This window comes from Roseateles sp. P5_E8 (genome assembly GCF_054177665.1).
Genome location: NZ_JBGCUM010000048.1, coordinates 25,127 through 40,442, shown reverse-complemented (window position 1 = coordinate 40,442; position 15,316 = coordinate 25,127). Strand labels below are relative to the sequence as shown.

The following is a 15,316-nucleotide window of genomic DNA, read 5'->3' as shown; positions in this document are numbered from 1 at the left end:
GCGCCGGGCCGCTCTCGGGCGGTGGCAGCTCGGCCGGCTTGCTCAGCTGGGCCGCGGCAACGGCCTGCGCCTCGGGCGGCGCCGGTGCGGCTTCGGGTGCCGGGCGTTCGCTTGCCACGGGCGCGTCAGGCGCAAGCACGACACGCAGATCGGGCAGTTCCAACGCCCGCAGGCCGCCGCCCCCGCCACCAAAGGTCAGGCTCAGCAGCAGCGCATGAACCAGCAGCGACACCGCCAACGCCGGCGGCATTCGCCAGCGGTGACTCAGACGCGGCGCGGCGGCGCCGGTCATGCGCACCCCGCCGCCCTCCTCTGTCCTGCGTCAATGCCCCTGTGTGTCATCGGGGCGATTGTCAGTGCCTGGCCCAGGCGGGCAGCGTGCGCCTGCCCCCTCAAGCCGAGGTCTCAGTGGTCGTCCCCGGGCCAGCAGGCCGGGGCAGCCGCAGCGTCATCGGCCTGGTAGCCCATGAGGCGCAGCAGCGCCGCCGCCGGGCTGGCCGACGGCGCGGAGCGCGGGTCCAGGGCCTTGGCGATGGTGTCGGCCAGACCCTGCAGATGGACCCGTCGCGTGCGGTCGCCACGGGCGGCGGCGGCATTGATCAGGCCCTTGAGCTCGACCAGTTCCGCCCTCACGCCGGCCTGGCCGTCGTCCTGGCCCAGCGGGTTGCCGAGGCTGAGGCGGGCAGTCAGCGTGTCGACATGGTGGCGCTGCAGGCTGCGGCGCGCCGACGTGATGGCTGCACCGCTGGCCAGCTCGGTGAACACAGCGCGGCGCAGGTCCGCCAGCAGGTCCTCCAGCCGGTAGGCCCGGGCGCCGAGTTCGGCCTCCTGGGCCATCAGGCGCTGGGTGCGCGACGGCGCCAGCAGTTGGCGCAGCAGGGTGCGTTGGTTCATGCTCAGCGACAGCGGCGCCTCCGAGGCACTCAGGCGCTGGACGATGGCCTCGTCCAGCATCCACTGCGGCGTGGCCAGCCCCTGTTCGGCCAGGAACTTCATCGCCCGCACCTGGCGGTCGCGCGACACCGGCTCAGCGATGGCACCCGGCTGGTCGTTGTGCTTGTTCTGCACGTCGTAACCACCCACGACGGCCACGACATGCGCCATCTCGCGGGCCCACTGCTGCCAGGCCCCGCGGTACAGCCGCTCCAGCAGCTGGTCGTCCTTGCCGTCCTGCGGCACGACGCCGGGCAGCATCTTCATGACACGCTGAAGGTTGAGCAGCCCCAGGCCGGTGGCCGTCACCGCGTCGGCGTCGCCCACGGCCTCGGCGTTCTCGCCAACGTCGCCGCCCTCGGCCTTGGGCGCACTGAAGCGCAACCAGGGCGTGGCCTCCTGCTCGCGTGCCCACAGGTTGAGCTGCTGGCGCTCTTCCTCGGGCGTCTTGGCGCTCGGGATGGGCATATAGCCCCAGCGGGCGGTGAAGACGTCGTACGGCCCGATCTTGGGGATGAGCAGCGCCGGGTCGACCTTGTCCTGCGGCTGCACGACGTAGTTGAAGCGGCTGTAGTCCATCAGCGACGGCGTGTGTCCCATGGTCTTGAGCCATTGCGGGTCGCGCAGCTTCGCCACGGGGTACAGGGAGCTGGCCTTCATGTTGTGCGGAAAGCCCAGCGAGTGCCCCACCTCGTGCGTGACGACCATGGCGACCAGGTCGCCCATCAGGTCGTCCGGCAGCGGCAGCTTGCGGGCGCGCGGGTCCAGCGGCCCGACCTGCGTGAGGTACCAGTCCTGCTGCAGCTGCATGATGTTGTGGAACATCACGATGTTGGCGTTCAAGATCTCGCCGCTGCGCGGGTCGGCCAGGTGGGGGCCATAGGCATTGGGGATGGGCGACGGCACCCAGCGGATGACGCTGTAGCGCACGTCCTCGGGGTCGAACTCGGGGTCTTCCTCGGCCGTCGGGTAGGGCCGGGCCTGCACGGCGTTCTTGAAGCCGGCGGCCTCGAAGGCGGGGTTCCATGCCTCGACGGCCTTCTTCACATAGGGCACCAGCGCGGTGGGCGTGGCCTTGTCGATGTACCAGACGATGGGTTTGACCGGCTCGCTGATCGCCGCGTCGGGGTCTTTCTTCTCCAGCCGCCAGCGCGTGATGAGGCGCTCGCGGCGGGCTTCCTGCAGGCCGTCGCCGAAGTCCATGCGGCTGACGCTGAAGAAGCCGACACGGTCGTCAAACAGGCGCGGCACCATGGGCTGCTGGGGCAGCTGCACGATGTTGTAGGCAAGGTTGAGCGACACGCTGCGCGAGGCCTGCATCTGCGGCACAACCGTCACACCCGGCACGGTGGCCGCGGGTGTTGGCGTGGGCGCGATGTTGTAGGTCTGCACGGCATCCACCCGAACGCTGCCCGGGAAGGCCTTGGTCTTCTCGACGTAGCTGCGGCTGCTGTCCACATTGCCGCGCACCATGGTGCGGGCACTGAAGTCGCCCACCTCCGAAGCGAACAGCCGCGTGACCTCGATGACCGGCGCACCGCCCTTGCCGTAGGCCTCCACGGGGAACACGGCCAGGATGGCATCGCGCTGGGACTGGCGAACGGCGTCGGCCAGCACGTTGCCGGGCGCCGTCACGGCGCTGTGGGATACCAGCTGCAGCAACACGCGGTTCTGATGCAGCACGAAGCGCAGCACGTCCTGGTTGAGTGCGCGCCCCACGTGATCCTGGCCCGCCGGCACGGCGGTGGCGTTGGCCACCATCAGCAGCGGCTGCTCCAGCAGCGCCTTGGGGATCTCGAAGTAGAGCTTGTTCTTGAGGGTGTGGACCGCGAACAGGCCCTGCTGCGTCTTGGCCTCGGCGGTGATGACCTTGTCGAAGGGCTTGGGCTCGCCCGGGTCCGGCAAGACCACGGCGGGCCGGGCTGCTCCCGTGGCGGCGGACGCCGACGACGCAGGCGGGGACGGTGGCGCAGGCGGCGTCTGAGCGAATGCCTGGCCGGTGGCCAGGGCGAGGGTTAACAGCGCGAGCTGGGCACGGCTGCAAATGTTGTTCTTCATGGCATCCCTGTTGAAAGCACCGCAGTGCGCGGCCGCGATGTTAGGGATGCCTGTTGCCCGCAACAGCTCACGGACGTGAGATTTTTTACGTCGGAGCCAACCGCCTCACCAGGCCTTGAAGCGCCCCGTGATGTGCAACATGCTCATGAACTGCAGTAGGCCATCGTAGTAGCGCCACTTGCCGGAGGGCGGCTCCAGCGCCCACAAGTCGTTGACGAAGCGCGTCGCCATGGGCTTGGGCACCAGCAACGCGGCGACGGCATTGCTGGCGATCAGGCCCTTGGACGGCTCGTCGTTCAGCGGCTTGCCGTCCACCGTGTAGAGGTGGGTATAGGGCTGCTTCTGCGCCGCGAAGAAGCTCAGCAGCTTGGTGCTGAGGCCGGCGACCATCGGGTTCTTGCCCCACCAGGCCTGGTCCACGCTCCAGTTCACCGCCGTGCGGAAGGCGTCGTAGCGGAAGTCCTCGTGGCCCTCCAGCACCTTGGGACGGCCGTCGAACTCGGCGTAGTCGGGCGTCAGGCCGGTCCTGGGGTGGGCGGCCTTGTTGAAATAGGCACGGCTGATGTCGGCGATCTCGCTCCAGCGCTGGCGGTCCTCGGGCTTGGCGGCGCGCCGGGCCCAGATCTCGTAGAAGGCCGGCAGGTGATAGGACGGGTCGCTGAAGTCGGCCGCATTGCCCACCGGCACGAAGACGACCTGGCCGTGCTTGGGCGAAAACATGGACCGCGCGCCTTCCTTGACGCCGCCGTTCATCGTCTCCTTGTGCAGCATGGCCGACAGGATCTCCTGCGCCTGGGCGTTGTAGTCGTAGATGCCCTGCCCATTGCCCCACCGCGCGGCGGCCATCAGCAGCGCGGTGGCCATATATTCCTCGCCGTCGGAGGCGGGCACGGCGTCTTTGTCGCAACCCTTGGGCTGGCATTGCCAGCGGAAGTAGCTCTGGCGCGGGCCGGAGCGGTAGCGCATATGCGTCCAGGTCCAGTTCCACAGCGCGTCGAACTCGGCCTTGCGGCCCATCTGCACGGTCACCATCATTCCGTAGGACATGCCTTCGCTGCGCACGTCGGCATTGCCCACGTCCAGCACGTAGGACGCCGGGCCGTCGGGCGTGGCCGCGGCGGGGAAGACGATGCGCTGCTCATTGCCGCCTTCGAACAGCGATTTCCAATAACCGTCCAGCTTGGCGGTGATGTCGGCCTCGCTGATGTCGGGGCGCAGCTCGCGCAACAGGTTGCGGTAGTTGCCGCTCTGGGCCGCGCCTGAGGTTGCGACGGTAGGCGCCACGGCGGTGATGACGGGCTCCAGCGCCAGCTTCTGCAACACGGCGTTGTCGTCCAGCCGCCAGACGCGGATGACGTTTTTGCCCGCCGGCAGAGTTACCGGGTTGGCGCGCAGCACGAAGTCGTTGTCGATGACGGCCTTGGACCAGTCCTTCTGCTCGCGCGTACCGGCCGACGTGGCGGTGGGAATGATGTTCAGCGTCAGCGTCTGCGCCGGCTGGTCGCCAATGGCCACGGCCACGCGGATGCCGCCGGCCTTGCGCACGTCGATGGTGGGTGCCATGTGCAGCAGCAGCGACCAGGTGCCGGGGTGAGCCATGTCCACCTCGTACTCCAGCCGCACGTCGTCGGCCACTGTGGTGGGCGCGCGGCCCTGCGGCAGCGCCACGACGGCGCCTCGGCCCTGGCCGAGGTTGGGGATGGCCGTCCAGGTCAGGCCCTTGGCGCTGGTGGCGCGGGCGAACTGCGTCGCCTCGATGACACGCGAATCGAAGGCGCCGGCGCGCGTGGCGGCGGTCAGCTGCCGCTCCACCAGGGCCGCATCGGCCATGCCGGCCACGCGCTTCACGGCCGGCATGATGTTCTTCTCGGGCTGCTGCCAGATGGTGTAGCCGATGTGGGTCTGCAGCATCATGCCGGCCCACTTGCCGTTGGCGAGGGCGTGGTACTGGTCGCTGATGGCCTGGTCGCGTGCGAACGCGGCCTCGGCACGGTCGGCGAACACGTTGGCCCGCACATCGCCCTTTTCGGCCAGCCGGCGGTTCCAGGCCACCGCGTAGTAGAGGCGGTAGAGGTTGGCCAGCGCCACGACCGGGTGCTCCACGAGCTGGAAGTAGGCATCGAGCTGGTCGGGCCGCAGCGCGGCCTTGACCTTGGCGACGCGCGCCTCCAGCGCCTCCCATTCGGCGACGCGCTGGGCGAAGTCGCCGCCATCCAGGCCGTCGGCCGTGGCCAGGCCCAGCCGGAAGCTGTTCGCGTCCACCAGCTCGGGCTTGCGCCGCGCCGCGTACTGGCTGTAGCGCGTGACCAGCTCGCCGATCTCGGCCGCCTGGCTCGCACCGAAGGTCGCCGCCGCCCAGTCCTTCGGGTAGGCCGCCAGCGCCGCCGGCGTCATGCCCTTGGGCGCCCAGGCCATGTCCAGGAAGAAGCTGATGGGAAACTCCATCGGCTTGATGTCGCCGACGTTGACGATCCACAGCGCGTCGGCGCCGTGCTCGCGCGCCAGGTCCATCTGCTGCCAGGTCTTCTCGATCTGGTTGGTGTTGAGCCACTTGTAGTTGCGCGGTCCGCCGACGTAGTCGAAGTGGTAGTAAACGCCGTAGCCGCCGGCGCGCTTTTTGTCCGCGTCCGGCAGGCGGCGGATCTGGCCCCAGTTGTCGTCGGCGAACAGCAGCAGTACGTCGTCGGGCACCTTCATGCCCTTGTCGTAGTAGTCCTGCACTTCCTTGTAGAGCGCCCACATCTGCGGTGTTTTCTCGGCCGGCTGTTTGGTCACGTCGGCAATGATCTGGCGCTGATCCTTGACGATGCCTTCCAGCAGTGCCGTCGCCGTGCCCTCGCTCATGGGCTCATCGCCGTCGCCGCGCATGCCCACGGTCACCAGCGTGTCGAAGGCCTTGCCGTCGGGCCGACCCATCATGCGTTGGACGCCGCCGCGCCAGAACTCGCGCAGCTGCGGCGCGTTCTTGGCGTAGTCCCAGGCGCCGCCCTTGAAGCGCGCCCATTCGTCGTGGGCACGGGTCAGCGGCTCGTGGTGGGAGGTGCCCATGACGATGCCCATCTCGTCGGCCAGCACCATGTTCTTCGGGTCGTCGGCGTTGAAGGCGCGCGGTGGCCACATGGCCGGCCACAGATAGTTGCCCTTGAGGCGCAGCAGCAGCTCGAAAACGTGTTCATACATCTTCGAATTGGCGCCGCCGAACTTCTTCTCGGCCCAGCTGCTGAGCGCCGGTGCCTCGTCATTGATGAAGATGCCGCGGTACTTCACACCCGGCTGGTCGCCGCGCGCGCCGGCCGTCACGAAGACATTGGCTTGCTTCGCAACCGGCACGTCCGCCCACCAGTGCCAGGGGCTGACGCCGATGCGGGCCGACAAGTCGTAGGCGCCGAACACCGCGCCGCGCCGGTCCGAGCCGACGATGACCAGCGCCCGGTCCACGCCCTTGAAGGGCTTGTCGACGACGACCTGGCGGTAGGCCTCCCACTGCCCCTTCAAATCCGACACCTTGAGCTTGCCAGCAGCCACGAGGCCGTCGACCAGCGGGCTGCGGCCCAGTTCGCCCACGAGCACGACCTCGTGCGGCGCGCCGGCCACGCTGTTCAGCTGCACGGCCGACCGGCCGGACACGGCCCCCAAGTCGGCGGCAAAGCTGCGGCCGACATGCTTCAGCGCCGGGTCAGCGCCAGGCTCGACGATGACGGCCGCCGGCTGGCCAGTTCGCACCAGGCCGAAACTCTGGCCCACATCGCGCGCGCAAACCGACGCCGGGGTGTCGCAGGCCACGGCGCCTGCGCCGGCCGCAGCCAGCCCCAACCCCAGGGCGAGCCGCTTGAGCCGGGACAGCAGCGGCCGGGCCCCGGCTTCTAAAATGTGAGTCATGGAATCAAATGGTTGCGCGATCATTTGCAGTCTACAGAGATATAGTCAGACGACTTCCCCAGGGAAACCACTAAGTTCAGTGGCCGAACCAATCCATATGATAGCGATACCAATTTGAAGATTCATCCTCAAAACAAGATGTCGCTGTCCCGCCGTTCCGTCACGCAAGCACTGGCCCTGGGTGCGGGCGGTGTCGCCAGCCTCGGCCTGGGCGGTTGCGCCACGATGCCGGCGAGTGAACCCACGCTGGACCAGCTGGCCCGTAGCAAAGGCATGCGCTTCGGCAGCACGCTGGGCAGCATCGGCCGCACCTCGCGCTTCCACGACGTCGCCTACCGCGAGCTCACCGGCCGCGAGTGCAGCGTCCTCGTCGCCGAGAACGAGACCAAGTGGCAGGCGCTGCGCCCGGACCCGTCAAAGCCCTATAACTTCGCCCCGGCCGACGAGATGTTCGCCTGGGCCAAAGGCCGCGGCATGGCACTGCGCGGCCACACGCTGCTCTGGCTGGAGCCCAAGTGGCTGCCAGCCTGGGTCAATGCGCTGAACTACGGTGCCAGCGACGGTGAAGCCGCCCGCCGCGTGCTGGCCGAGCACATCCGCACCACCTGTGGCCACTTCGGCGACAGCATCGAGAGCTGGGACGTCGTCAACGAAGCCATTTCGCCCGAGACCGGCGAGATGCACCGCAACGTCTTCAGCACACCACTGGGCGGCGTCGAGCAGATCGACCTCGCCTTCCGCCTCGCCCGCGAGCACGCGCCGAAGGCCCAGCTCGTCTACAACGACTACATGAGCTGGGGCCACGGCAGTGCGAAGCACCGCGCCGGCGTGCTCAAGCTGCTGGCCGAGCTGAAGCGCCGCGGCACGCCGGTGCAGGCGCTGGGCCTGCAGGCCCACATCAGCAACTGGGTCAAGCCGGGCGACCCGGTGGACGTGCCCGCGCAGCGCTCTGCCGAATGGCGCCGCTTCCTGGACGATGTGCAGGCGCTCGACCTGGACCTCCTCATCACCGAGTTCGACGTCAACGACCGCGGCATGCCGGCCGACATCGCCCAGCGCGACGCGGCCGTCGCTGCCTACGCGCGCGACTGGTTGGATGTGACACTGGCCTGCCCTCGGCTGCGCCGCTTCCTGTGCTGGGGCCTGGTGGACAAGCACAGCTGGCTGCAGGGCTTCGACCCGCGCGAGGACAAACTACCCAAACGCGCCCTGCCCTACGACGACCAACTCAACCCCAAGCCGCTGCGCACCGCGATCGCCGACGCGCTGCGCGCCATGCCTGCCCGCTGATTTCATGACCACTCTCACTGACAGCTCCCCCGAGCAGATCCGCGCCGCCTGCGCGGCCGCGGCCGTTGCCGCGCCCACTTGGGCTGCCGCCCCCATCGCCCGCCGCGCCGCGCTGCTGCACTCGCTGGCCGGCCTGCTGCTGTCCGCCCGCGAGGCCCTGGTCACGCTGGCCGACGAGGAAACCCACCTCGGCGCCGCACGCCTGAACGGCGAGCTGGACCGCACCTGCTTCCAGCTGCGCGGCTTTGCCGACCGCCTGGAGGCCGGCGCCGCCCAGCCCGTTCAGGACGACCCCGCCGTGCCCGGCGCGCCGCCCGCCGGCCGGCCGCGCCTGACGCGCGTGGCCGTGCCCATCGGCCCGGTGGCCATGTTCGCGGCCAGCAACTTCCCCTTCGCCTTCAGCGTGCTGGGTGGCGACACGGCCTCGGCGCTGGCCGCCGGCTGCACCGTCGTCGTCAAGGCCCACCCGGGCCATCCGCTGCTGTCGCGCGCCGTGTTCGAGCTGGCCACCGCCGCCATCGCCGCGCAAGGCCTGCCCGCCGGCATCCTGCAACTGGTGGAAGGCGCCGGCATCCCGGTCGGCGTGGCCCTGGTGCGCGACCCGGCGATTGCCGCCRCCGCCTTCACCGGCAGCGTGCGCGGCGGCGTGGCCTTGTGGCGCGAGGCCAATGCCCGCCCGCGCCCCATCCCCTTCTACGGCGAGCTGGGCTCCATCAACCCGGTCGTCGCCCTGCCCGGCGTGCTGGCCACGAACGGCGCAGCGCTGGCCACGCAACTGGCCGGCAGCATCGTGCAGGGCTGCGGCCAGTTCTGCACCAGCCCCGGCATCGTCCTCGTGCGCGACGACGAAGCCAGCCAGGCCTTCGTGCGCCAATTGGCCGAGGCGCTGGCCGTCGCCACGCCGCACGCGATGCTGAACGCCGGCATCCGCGCCGGCTTCAACGCCGGCGTGGCCCGCCTGCACGGCCGTAACGGCGTGAAGTCGCTGGTGGCCTTGCCCGCACGCGAGGCGGCGCCAGGCGCCCATCTCTTCGCCACCGATGCCGCCAGCTTCCTGGCCGACGAGGTGCTGCATGAAGAAGTCTTCGGCCCGAGCTGCGTCGTCATCACCGTGCGCGACGCGGCGGAGACGCTGCGCGTGCTGCAAGCCGTCGAGGGCACGCTGACCGTCACGCTGTGGGGTGCCGACGAAGACACGGCCGACAACCGCGAACTGGTTCGCGCGGCCCAGGCCATCGCCGGCCGCGTGCTGTTTGCCGGCGTGCCCACCGGCGTAGCCGTCACCGCCGCCCAGCAGCACGGCGGCCCGTGGCCGTCGACGACGAACGCCCTCAGCACCAGCGTCGGCTATGCCTCGATGGAGCGCTTCCTGCGCCCCGTCGCTTTGCAGGACGCACCGGCCTGGCTGATTGATGCGCGGGGTCAGGCATGAAGAAGGTTGAAGACCTGCGCAGCGCGCGCTGGTTCGCCAAGGACGACTTCCGCAGCTTTGGCCACCGCAGCCGTGTGCTGCAGATGGGCTACGCGGCCGAGGACTTCATCAACAAGCCGGTCATCGCCATCGTCAACACCTGGAGCGATGCCAACCAGTGCCACACCCACTTCAAGCAGCGAGTGGAGGACGTCAAGCGCGGCATCCTGCAGGCGGGCGGCTGGCCGCTGGAGCTGCCGGCCATCTCCCTGAGCGAGAGCATGGTCAAGCCGACCTCCATGCTCTACCGCAACTTCCTGGCGATGGAAACCGAGGAGCTGCTGCGCAGCCACCCGGTCGACGGCGCCGTGCTGATGGGCGGCTGCGACAAGACCACGCCGGGCTTGCTGATGGGTGCGCTCAGCATGGGCTTGCCCTGCATCTACCTGCCCGCCGGCCCCATGCTGCGCGGCAACTGGCGCGGCCAGGTGCTGGGCTCGGGGTCGGACGCCTTCAAGTACTGGGACGAGCGCCGCGCCGGGCGGCTCAGTGACCAGGCCTGGGCCGAGATGGAAGCCGGCATCGCCCGCAGCCACGGCACCTGCATGACCATGGGCACGGCGGCGACCATGATGGGCATTGCCGAAGCGCTGGGCTTCACGCTGCCCGGAGCGAGCAGCATCCCCGCGCCGGACGCCAACCACACGCGCATGTCGGCCGAATGCGGCCGCCGCATCGTGCAGATGGTGTGGGACGACCTGACGCCCGCCAAGATGCTCAGCCAGGGCAGCTTCGCCAACGGCATCGCCGTGGCCATGGCCATGGGCTGCAGCACCAACGCCATCATTCATTTGGTCGCCATCAGCCGCCGCGCGGGGCTGTCCGTCACGCTAGACGACTTCGACGCGGCCAGCCGCCATGTCGGCGTCATCGCCAACATCCGGCCCAGTGGCGACCACTACCTGATGGAAGACTTCTTCTACGCCGGCGGCCTGCCGGCCATGATGAACGTGATGCGCGACAAGCTGGACTTGTCGGCGATGACCGTCAACGGCCGCTCCGTGGCCGAGAACATCGAAGGCGCCGAGGTCTTCAACAGCGACGTCATCCGCCCGCTGGACAACCCCATCTACGCCGAGGGCGCGCTGGCCGTGCTGCGCGGCAACCTCGCGCCGGACGGCGTCGTCATCAAGCCCAGCGCCGTCGCGCCCCACCTGCTGCAGCACACCGGCCGCGCGCTGGTGTTCGACGACTACCCCAGCCTCAAGACGGCTGTCGACGACCCCGATCTGGACGTCACCGGCGATGACATCCTCGTGCTGCGCAACGCCGGCCCCAAGGGCGCCGGCATGCCCGAGTGGGGCATGCTGCCCATCCCGACCAAGCTGCTGAAAGCCGGCGTGACCGACATGCTGCGCCTGTCCGACGCGCGCATGAGCGGCACCAGCTACGGCGGCTGCCTGCTGCACTGCAGCCCCGAGGCCTTCGTCGGCGGGCCGCTGGCGCTGGTGAAGACGGGCGACCGCATCACCGTCGACGTGCCGGGCCGGACCATCCACCTCGAAGTCAGCGACAAGGAGCTGGCCGCGCGCCGCGCCGCCTGGACGCCGCCGCCCGCCCGCTACGAACGCGGCTATGGCTGGATGTTCGGCCGCCACATCCTGCAAGCCCACGAGGGCTGCGACTTCGACTTCCTTGAAACCCAGTTCGGCGCCCCCGTGCCCGAGCCGGTCATCTATTGAGCATCACGACATGAATCCAGACACCCGCAAGAAGCTGATGGGCGTCAGCACCGCCACGCTCTGCACTGCGCTGTTCAAGCGCGGCCTGAAGAACCAGTTCATCCAGGGCGTGCTGCCGCTGAACGCCGGCCTGCCCAACATGGTGGGCCCCGCCTACACGCTGCGCTACATGCCGGCGCGCGAGGACCTGAACGGCATCGAGGTCTTCAAGGACCGCGCCCACCCGCAACGCAAGGCCGTCGAGGAGATCCCTGAAGGCGCCGTGCTCGTCATCGACAGCCGCAAGGACGCCCGCGCGGCCTCGGCCGGCGGCATCCTCGTCGCGAGGCTGATGGTGCGCGGCGCGGCCGGCGTTGTCACCGACGGCGGCTTCCGCGACAGCCCCGACATCGCCAAGTACACGATGCCGGCCTACCACTCGCGCCCCAGCGCGCCGACCAACCTGACGCTGCACCAGGCCATCGCCATCAACGAGCCCATAGGCTGCGGCGACGCGCCGGTGTTCCCGGGCGATGTCATCGTCGGCGATGCCGAAGGCGTCATCGTCATCCCGGCTCACTTGGCCGACGATATCGCTAACGAAGCGGTCGAGATGACCGTCTTCGAGGACTTCGTGCAGGAGCAGGTCATGGCCGGCCGCAGCGTGCTGGGCCTTTACCCACCCACCGACCCGGACGTCGCCGGCCTCTACGCCGCCTGGCGCGCCAGCAAGGGGCGCTAAATGTTGATGAAAGCCATGCCGATGAAAGCCGAAAGCAGCAGCGGGCAGGCCCAGCTCAAGCGCGGCAACCGCATGGCGCTCATCCGCCAGCTGCGCGTGCAGCCAGGCCAGTCGCGCGTCGACCTCGCCAACGCGCTGGGCCTCACCAAGTCCACCGTCAGCGCGCTGGCGCGTGAGTTGATCGACGAGGGCTGGCTGGTGGAGCGCGAGGTGCTCGTCACCGGCGACATCGGCCGCCGCCCGACGCCGCTGTTTGTCGACCCATCGCGGCTGCTGCTGCTGGGCACCCAGGTCGGCATCGGCCACGTGCGCGTGGTGCTGACCTCGCTGACGGGCGAGGTCCTGTCGGCCCAGAGCGCCAGCTACGACACCAGCCTGGACGTCGAGGCCTGCATCCAGGAGCTGACCCACTCGATGCTGGATGTGGCGGCCCAGTGCGGCGAGGCGCAACGCATCATCGGTATCGGCGTGGGCCTGCCCGGTGGCGTGGACCAGGCCCGCGACCAGCTCGTCTTCGCACCTCATGTGCACTGGCACCAGGCGCCTTTTGGTGCCCTGCTGCGCGAGGCGCTGCACGGCACGCCGCTGTCGGGCGTGCCCGTCTTCATGCAGAACGACGCCGATGTCGCCGCTTTGGGCGAGACCGAGTTCAACCCTGGGCCCATGGCCGACCCGCTGCTGCTGGTCCTCGTCGGCGAAGGCGTCGGCGCAGGCCTGGTCGTGGGCGGCCGGCTGCTGACCGGCGCGCGCGGCCTTGCCGGCGAGGTCGGCCACATGGTGCTGCAGATCGACGGCCCGCTTTGCTCCTGTGGCCGCCGCGGCTGCGCGGAAGCGCTGATCGGCAACCGCGCACTCATGCCGCAGGATGGGGACGCGCCGCCCCCGGCTGATGTGGCCAAGGCCGGGCAGTACCTGGGTGTGCTGCTGCAGAACCTGGCCGTCGCCTACGACCCGGCCTGCATCGTGCTGGGCGGCTCAGCCGCACTGAGCGACGAGCTGCTGGCGCAGGTGCGCGCGACGTTGCGGCAGTACGCCCAGGCGGCGCGCCTTCCCGAGCCCACGCTGCGCGTGGCCCGCTTCGGCGCCGATGCCATCGCCGTGGGCGCTGCGGCGCTGGCGGGCTACCGCCTCACTCAGCCGACGCTCGCCTGAAAGGGTGAAAGGCCACGGCGGAGCGCGAGGCCGGCCAGGCCCACGCACAGCAGCAGCCACGCCTGCGGCTCCGGCACCGGCGCATTGCCGATGCCCTCGCTGAAGGCAAACGAATACGCCGTCCCCGCGCCGGCCGCGAAAGAGAACACCGGGTCGATGAAGGCGCTGGCGCCGGCATCGTGGCCGGAGCTTGCGGCGGCGAAGGCATCGGCCGTCAGCGTGACGCGGTAGATGTGGTTGGCCGTCAAGGTCAGCGGCACGCGGTGGTTGAAGCCGTCGCTGAAGCTGCCCGCCAGCGTGCCCGTTTCTATGCCTTCGCCGAAGACGGGTTGCAGGCCCAGAGTCTGGTCCTCCAGGTCCCACCGCGCCTTCATCGCAAAGCCGGCGAAGGGGTCGCCCAAGGTCGAGGAGCCGCCGACATGCCCGGCCACGTCGACGAACACCGGCACGAGGCCGTCGGGGCCGACGATCTGGACCTGGTAGGCCAGCTGGCCGACCGACCGCCCAGTGACGCCGCTGAAGACGAAGACCTCGCCCAGCAGCGATGGGCGCGGCGTGCCGGCCACGGTGAACTGCACGGACCCCAACGGTGAAACGACGAGCCCGAACTGGCCGAAACCGGTCACGGGCACCGGCGTCGGCGGGATGTGGTTGAAGGACACCTGGCCCGTCACGGCGGTCGGCGCCAGCGCCGCCTGGGCGGTGGACAGGCCCGCCAGCAGCAGCGTGCCGAAGCACAAGGATGCGATTCGCGAGGCAGGCATGGCGCCTCCTGCAGTGGTTGAAGGCAGCGACCTTATCCCCGGGTGCCGCCCCTCGGTCAGCCTGCGGTCTAGGGAGCGAGACCTGGCACGTCCTACCGGCAGAGGATCAGCCAGCGTCGCCACCAACGGCGGCCACGCGCTCCTGTCAGCGGCCCGACCGCTTCCTGATGCGCTCGATGCCGGCCTTGGCCAGGCCCAGCGTGCGCTTCGCGGCGTCCTCGACCTGCTCGGCGGCGGGGAGCTTGTCCTGAGCCCATGAGGCCGCCTTCTGCACGGACTGCTGAACCTGGGTCGCGGCCGTGCTCGTCGCCGCCTGCAGCTGTTCGGGCGACGGCAGGCGCTCGCGCGTCCAGTCGGCGGCCTCCTTGGCCGACGTGCCCAGTTGCTCGGCGCCCGACCTGGCGCCCTGCCATGCCTTGCTCGCCACGCTGCCGGCTGCGGCCTGCAGTTCCTCCGGCGAGGGCAGGCGCTCGCGCGTCCAATCGGCCGCCTCCTTGGCCGTGGCGCCCACCTGCTCGGCCGCCTTGCCCGCCCCCGACCGGGCAGTGACCCACGCCTTGGCGAGCGGGCCGTCCGGCTCTTGCATCAGCAGCGTCAGGCTGGCCGCCAGCGCGGCCTCCTCGGCCTCGGACAGCGGCCCGCCGGCCTCCAGCAGCCGGCGCAGGAACTCGCCAAGATCCGTGGCGATGGCCTTGTGATTGCAGTCGGGGTTGGCATGCAGGAAGGCCGACAGCTCGGCCGCCATCTCCTCGACCGAGCCCTGCATGACGCCCGGCTCGATCTGCACGATGGCCTGCGTGACGAAGGCGGCGTCCAGGCCCCAGTCATCCACCAGATGCTGCACCAGCGCCTGCCGCTCGGCAGGCTCGATGGCGCCGTCCACGGCGGCCAGCCGCAGCGCCAGCGGCGCGATGAGGTCGAAGAGTGCCAGGCCCAGCGTGTCCAGCGGCGTGTTCAGGAACCTGGGGATCTCGATGATGCGCGAGCCCTTGGTGTCGCCCAGCCACCGGTACAGGCCATAGCAGGCGCCGCCCGAAGCGACTGCGGCCAGCGCCACCCAGCCAATGGGCGTGGTGGCGGCCCCGATGCCCAGCACACCCGACTTCACGAGGGCTGCGCCCGCGCCTGCGGAGCCCAGCACGTCCCAGACCTCGCGCGTGCGGTTGATCATGCGCAGGGAGGCATAGGCGTTCTCGCCGATGGCCAGCCTGGCCTTGAAGCGCAGGGGTTCGGCGACGACTTGCGTGACGCCGTCGAGCGCTGTTCCGGGTTGGGTTGGGTCTACTGTCGGCGGCTGCTGGGTGTCCATGGCGCCCGAGCATAGAGCCAGGGGCGGTAGGGCTCGACATCCCGAAAGACGAAGCCC

At 69.8% G+C, this 15,316-nt stretch carries 9 protein-coding genes and 1 pseudogene; 5 read left to right on the top strand and 5 right to left on the bottom strand.

Going from position 1 to position 15,316, the window contains the following annotated elements; genetic code table 11:
• From ACXRVZ_RS21810 to ACXRVZ_RS21800, 3 genes and pseudogenes are all read right to left on the bottom strand, one after another.
• A pseudogene (locus tag ACXRVZ_RS21810) lies at positions 1 to 292 on the bottom strand (hypothetical protein); the annotation flags it as partial.
• Positions 293 to 405: 113 nt separating this feature from the next.
• Positions 406 to 2,991 carry a zinc-dependent metalloprotease gene (locus tag ACXRVZ_RS21805; RefSeq protein WP_457425769.1) on the bottom strand — a complete coding sequence of 862 codons (2,586 nt, stop codon included), beginning with the start codon at positions 2,989 to 2,991 and terminating at the stop codon, positions 406 to 408.
• A gap of 105 nt (positions 2,992 to 3,096) precedes the next feature.
• Positions 3,097 to 6,870, bottom strand: a complete 3,774-nt coding sequence (locus ACXRVZ_RS21800; RefSeq protein WP_457425767.1) for a glycosyl hydrolase family 8 — start codon at positions 6,868 to 6,870, stop codon at positions 3,097 to 3,099.
• A 138-nt stretch (positions 6,871 to 7,008) separates the two neighbouring features.
• Here ACXRVZ_RS21800 and ACXRVZ_RS21795 point away from each other — a divergent pair, with 138 nt between their 5' ends.
• From ACXRVZ_RS21795 to ACXRVZ_RS21775, 5 genes are read left to right on the top strand one after another with little or no spacing between them, the layout of a single operon-like run.
• Positions 7,009 to 8,160, top strand: a complete 1,152-nt coding sequence (locus tag ACXRVZ_RS21795; protein WP_457425765.1) for an endo-1,4-beta-xylanase — start codon at positions 7,009 to 7,011, stop codon at positions 8,158 to 8,160.
• Between the two features lie 4 nt (positions 8,161 to 8,164).
• Positions 8,165 to 9,592 carry an aldehyde dehydrogenase (NADP(+)) gene (locus ACXRVZ_RS21790; protein ID WP_458232816.1) on the top strand — a complete coding sequence of 476 codons (1,428 nt, stop codon included), beginning with the start codon at positions 8,165 to 8,167 and terminating at the stop codon, positions 9,590 to 9,592.
• Positions 9,589 to 11,313 (top strand): L-arabinonate dehydratase, encoded by a 1,725-nt coding sequence (gene araD, locus ACXRVZ_RS21785; RefSeq protein WP_457425762.1) that lies wholly within the window; start codon positions 9,589 to 9,591, stop codon positions 11,311 to 11,313. The genes ACXRVZ_RS21790 and araD overlap by 4 nt, the downstream gene beginning before the upstream one ends.
• Positions 11,314 to 11,323: 10 nt before the next feature.
• The gene (locus tag ACXRVZ_RS21780; protein ID WP_457425760.1) at positions 11,324 to 12,034 is read left to right on the top strand and encodes a ribonuclease activity regulator RraA; all 711 of its coding nucleotides are present in this window, start codon (positions 11,324 to 11,326) and stop codon (positions 12,032 to 12,034) included.
• 15 nt (positions 12,035 to 12,049) lie between these two features.
• The gene (locus tag ACXRVZ_RS21775; RefSeq protein WP_457425758.1) at positions 12,050 to 13,186 is read left to right on the top strand and encodes an ROK family protein; all 1,137 of its coding nucleotides are present in this window, start codon (positions 12,050 to 12,052) and stop codon (positions 13,184 to 13,186) included.
• Here the strand turns inward: ACXRVZ_RS21775 and ACXRVZ_RS21770 are convergent.
• Complete coding sequence (locus ACXRVZ_RS21770; protein ID WP_458232815.1) at positions 13,168 to 13,950, bottom strand: PEP-CTERM sorting domain-containing protein; 783 nt, start codon at positions 13,948 to 13,950, stop codon at positions 13,168 to 13,170. The two genes, ACXRVZ_RS21775 and ACXRVZ_RS21770, sit on opposite strands and share 19 nt — an antisense overlap.
• A 145-nt stretch (positions 13,951 to 14,095) precedes the next feature.
• Positions 14,096 to 15,259, bottom strand: a complete 1,164-nt coding sequence (locus tag ACXRVZ_RS21765; protein ID WP_457425754.1) for a hypothetical protein — start codon at positions 15,257 to 15,259, stop codon at positions 14,096 to 14,098.
• Positions 15,260 to 15,316 lie beyond the last annotated feature (57 nt).

Bases quoted from the DNA above. Each gene is read 5' to 3' on its own strand.
- ACXRVZ_RS21805 (WP_457425769.1), bottom strand. From the start codon at position 2,991: ATGAAGAACAACATTTGCAGCCGTGCCCAGCTCGCGCTGTTAACCCTC.
- ACXRVZ_RS21800 (WP_457425767.1), bottom strand. From the start codon at position 6,870: ATGACTCACATTTTAGAAGCCGGGGCCCGGCCGCTGCTGTCCCGGCTC.
- ACXRVZ_RS21795 (WP_457425765.1), top strand. From the start codon at position 7,009: ATGTCGCTGTCCCGCCGTTCCGTCACGCAAGCACTGGCCCTGGGTGCG.
- araD (WP_457425762.1), top strand. From the start codon at position 9,589: ATGAAGAAGGTTGAAGACCTGCGCAGCGCGCGCTGGTTCGCCAAGGAC.
- ACXRVZ_RS21780 (WP_457425760.1), top strand. From the start codon at position 11,324: ATGAATCCAGACACCCGCAAGAAGCTGATGGGCGTCAGCACCGCCACG.
- ACXRVZ_RS21775 (WP_457425758.1), top strand. From the start codon at position 12,050: ATGCCGATGAAAGCCGAAAGCAGCAGCGGGCAGGCCCAGCTCAAGCGC.
- ACXRVZ_RS21770 (WP_458232815.1), bottom strand. From the start codon at position 13,950: ATGCCTGCCTCGCGAATCGCATCCTTGTGCTTCGGCACGCTGCTGCTG.
- ACXRVZ_RS21765 (WP_457425754.1), bottom strand. From the start codon at position 15,259: ATGGACACCCAGCAGCCGCCGACAGTAGACCCAACCCAACCCGGAACA.